We start from the raw sequence: 3,205 nt of genomic DNA on the forward strand, positions 1-3,205 counted from the left end.
ACCCGAGATCGTGCCGCTTCCATCGCCACCCAGGCGCTCGCCACCCAGACCGGCGCCCACGGCAGTCGGGACATCCGATCCGCTACCGCACCGAACAGTGCCACGAAGAGTGCTTGAACGACGGACAGCGCCAGCCACGGCACCGATCCGACGTACTCCCCCACCCACGGCAGCAGAGGCACGAAGAACGCCGAGCCGGCGACGAAGCCGTAGCCGGCCCCCGCACGCGCCCCTCGCCCGCGCACAGCCAACAGCAGCATTGCAAGTGCTACCGGAGCGAGAAACCACAGATCGATGGGCGGGAATGTGGCATACAACATCAGCCCGGATGAGGCGGCGGCGAGGAGCCGGATCCACGCGCGGACTCCGTTGCTGCCGGTCACCCACCGCGCCCGGCTCGGGTCGTAGACGAGAGGTCGAGGCCCGGGCTCGATGCCGGGAGCCGATCTCATGACGGCACGCGCGTGCAGCCGGTACCGGAGGAGCCTCTGCCGTTCATCAACTACTATGGTGCATAGTATTTTATGTGATGGCAACTCTGCGGCGGTGACCGATCCCCTTCCGTCGACACCCAGCACCTGTCCGAGATACACACCCGAGAACGAGGATCCGTGAACCGCTCGCCCACCACGTCTCCCACGCGGCTGCGTGCTTACGCAGTGACTCTCGTGCTGACATTGGTCGCTACCGCGCTGACCGTCGACTACTGGGCGCAAGAAGCATTGGTCGGCTCTCCGATCCCACTACCGATCCTCGAATTGCGGCTCGCCTTCAACCGCGGAATGGCCTTCAGTCTGGGCAATTCGCTGCCCCTACTGGGTGATCGTGTCGGTCACGGCGACGATCACCGCCGGGGTCGCGGCCTACGGATGGCACAGCGCTCGGCACGGGGAGCAGTGGACCACGGTGGCGCTGGCGTTGATCCTCGCCGGCGCGCTGTCCAACGTTCTGGACCGGCTTGTCGACGGTGCGGTCACGGACTACTTTCACACCGGTTGGTGGCCGACATTCAACCTCGCCGACATCTACATCACCTGCGGGGTGGTGCTGATGATCGGGGCGGCACTGGCACGCGAGAGGGCACAAGGGTTGCCCCTCTGCCCGCAGTGCCCGACAGCGCCGGATCGTGAACGTGCATGAGATATCTCGGCGTTCGAATCGAATGCCCTGCAGTGCACATACATTCGCGACAGGACAATCATGCTGATCCGCTCGAACAGTGAGGGTGATCGACACCGGAACTGCTCGAAACATAGTCGACTACAACCACCGACACGCGATCGTCGCCTCTCGCTCACCGAGGCGTACCGAGGGGAGCCTGCTGTATGAGCGAGGACATCCCGGCGCTACCGCGCCGTATTTTTCTCGCTACGAGCTGCGCTACAGCGTGCCTGACTGCCGCCGGATGCAGCGTCGGCGAAGCCCCGTCCGGTGAGGACACCGCTTCCGACGGTCCCGTCACCTTGTCGGTGAACGATGTTCCTGTCGGCGGTGGAATCGTGCTCGCCGACCGGCAGGTCGTCGTCACCCAACCGGAACCCGGTATCTTCCGGGCCTTCTCGGCTATCTGTTCTCACCGAGGGTGCACAGTGAACCGAGTTCGCAACGGCACGATCGAGTGCCCCTGCCACAACAGTGCGTTCTCGATCACCGACGGGGCGGTCATGCGCAGCCCCGCCACCGAGCCACTGCCGAACCGTGCCGTGACCAGAACCGTCGATACCCTCACCGTCGACTGATCCATCACCGGGCGCGAACATGCGAGGTGGACGGGTTCGGGGTGAACGGTCTCGACCGGGCCGATGTGCGGCACTCGAGGACCCACTCTGTGCCCCCACCCGACGGGTGCCGGTTCGGTACATCGCTGCCGTGTCGACGACAGCACAGCGTGCCGATCGCGCACCGGGTCGAGACCTGCCTACCAATTGACCTCTCGGCACCGGCCTTCGCCTTCCCGGGGTTCGACCTGCACAGTGGCGTGTTCGAGACCGAACTCGTTGCGGAGAACCTGCTGCGCTGCAGCGAGCACCCGCGGTGTCTCGGCCTCCGGGGCGACCGTCAGATGCGCCGACGCGACCTCCATCCCCGACGTCAGTGTCCATATGTGCAGATCGTGCACCTCTTCGACATCGTCGACATCGGTCAGGGCCCTTTCCACGGCGGCGACATCGATGCCCGCCGGAGCATGTTGCAGCAGAATTCGTACGGCGTGACGGCCCAGGTTGAACGCGCGTGGCAGGACGAACACGCCGATGGCGACCGCGATGACCGGGTCGGCGTACCGCCACCCGAACAGGACGGTGACCAGTCCGCTGACCAGTACGCCGATCGAGCCGAGCATGTCCGCCATCACCTCGAGATACGCACCCCGAACATTGAGGCTGTCCTTGGCGCCGCTGCGCAGCAGGACGAACGCGATGAGGTTCATCACGAGCCCGAGGGTGGCCACCGCCATCACCGGGACGCCGGGGACCTCGGGCGGATTCGTGATGCGTTGCGCGGCTTCGTAGAGAATCCAACCGGCCACACCGAACAGCAGAAGTGCATTGAACAATGCGGCGAACACCTCGGCTCGGTAGAGCCCGAACGTGCGGGCAGCCTTGGTCGATCGTCGCTGTGCGAGTGTGATCGCCACGATCGCCATCAGCACCCCGAACACGTCGGTGAACACGTGTGCGGAATCGGAGAGCAACGCCAGCGACGAGGTGGACAGGCCGACGACGACCTGCGTCACCAGGGTGACCGCCCCCAGACCGACAGCGATCCACAGTCGCCCGAGGTGCTTACCGGACGCGCTGGCCGGTGAACCCGGCTCTATCCCGTGGCCATGTCCGTGCCCCATCGTTGCTCCTTCGTCGTGTCAGATCCGCAGAACGACAACATATTGCGATATGCGCATACATGCAAGTGTTGAAGGATCATCCGGCGGTGGCTGCCCGGACTCGTACAACTATCATTCGTAGTAGTTCATTGTCGGCGCAGGTCGGACTGCCTCGCGCCCATGCCGGAAACACGATCCACCGGGAAGAGGCGCACACCATGGCCACCGAAGCGGCCCATTCGACCCGCGGCGCAGTGGATCGACGCTCCGGATCGCAGGTGATGGTGCTGTGCGCAGCGATTGCCGCGGTGGTCGCTGCACTGCTCGCAGCGATGTCGACGTCGCAAGCGCTCGTGCTGTTGGGTCTGCCCGATCCGGGCCCGA

3 protein-coding genes and 1 pseudogene are annotated in these 3,205 nt (G+C 65.0%); 2 read left to right on the plus strand and 2 right to left on the minus strand.

Annotation, left to right across the window (positions count from 1 at the left end):
- Window positions 1-452 (minus strand): annotated as a pseudogene (locus RHODMAR_RS26620) (apolipoprotein N-acyltransferase); the annotation flags it as partial.
- A 373-nt stretch (window positions 453-825) separates the two neighbouring features.
- Between RHODMAR_RS26620 and RHODMAR_RS29340 the strand changes: the two are divergent.
- Window positions 826-1,140 (plus strand): signal peptidase II, encoded by a 315-nt coding sequence (locus RHODMAR_RS29340; protein ID WP_232433776.1) that lies wholly within the window; start codon window positions 826-828, stop codon window positions 1,138-1,140.
- A 185-nt stretch (window positions 1,141-1,325) separates the two neighbouring features.
- Entirely contained in the window at window positions 1,326-1,739 is a 414-nt protein-coding gene (locus tag RHODMAR_RS26630) for a Rieske (2Fe-2S) protein (protein ID WP_008720941.1), read from the plus strand.
- Between the two features lie 179 nt (window positions 1,740-1,918).
- On the opposite strand, the gene RHODMAR_RS26635 is transcribed toward RHODMAR_RS26630, so the two are convergent.
- Window positions 1,919-2,842 (minus strand): cation diffusion facilitator family transporter, encoded by a 924-nt coding sequence (locus RHODMAR_RS26635; protein WP_008720942.1) that lies wholly within the window; start codon window positions 2,840-2,842, stop codon window positions 1,919-1,921.
- Between the last annotated feature and the right edge of the window lie 363 nt (window positions 2,843-3,205).

It is taken from the genome of Rhodococcus sp. AW25M09 (assembly GCF_000333955.1).
In the GTDB taxonomy this organism is placed as follows: domain Bacteria; phylum Actinomycetota; class Actinomycetes; order Mycobacteriales; family Mycobacteriaceae; genus Rhodococcoides.

Bases quoted from the DNA above. Each gene is read 5' to 3' on its own strand.
- RHODMAR_RS26635 (WP_008720942.1), bottom strand. From the start codon at position 2,842: ATGGGGCACGGACATGGCCACGGGATAGAGCCGGGTTCACCGGCCAGC.
- RHODMAR_RS26630 (WP_008720941.1), top strand. From the start codon at position 1,326: ATGAGCGAGGACATCCCGGCGCTACCGCGCCGTATTTTTCTCGCTACG.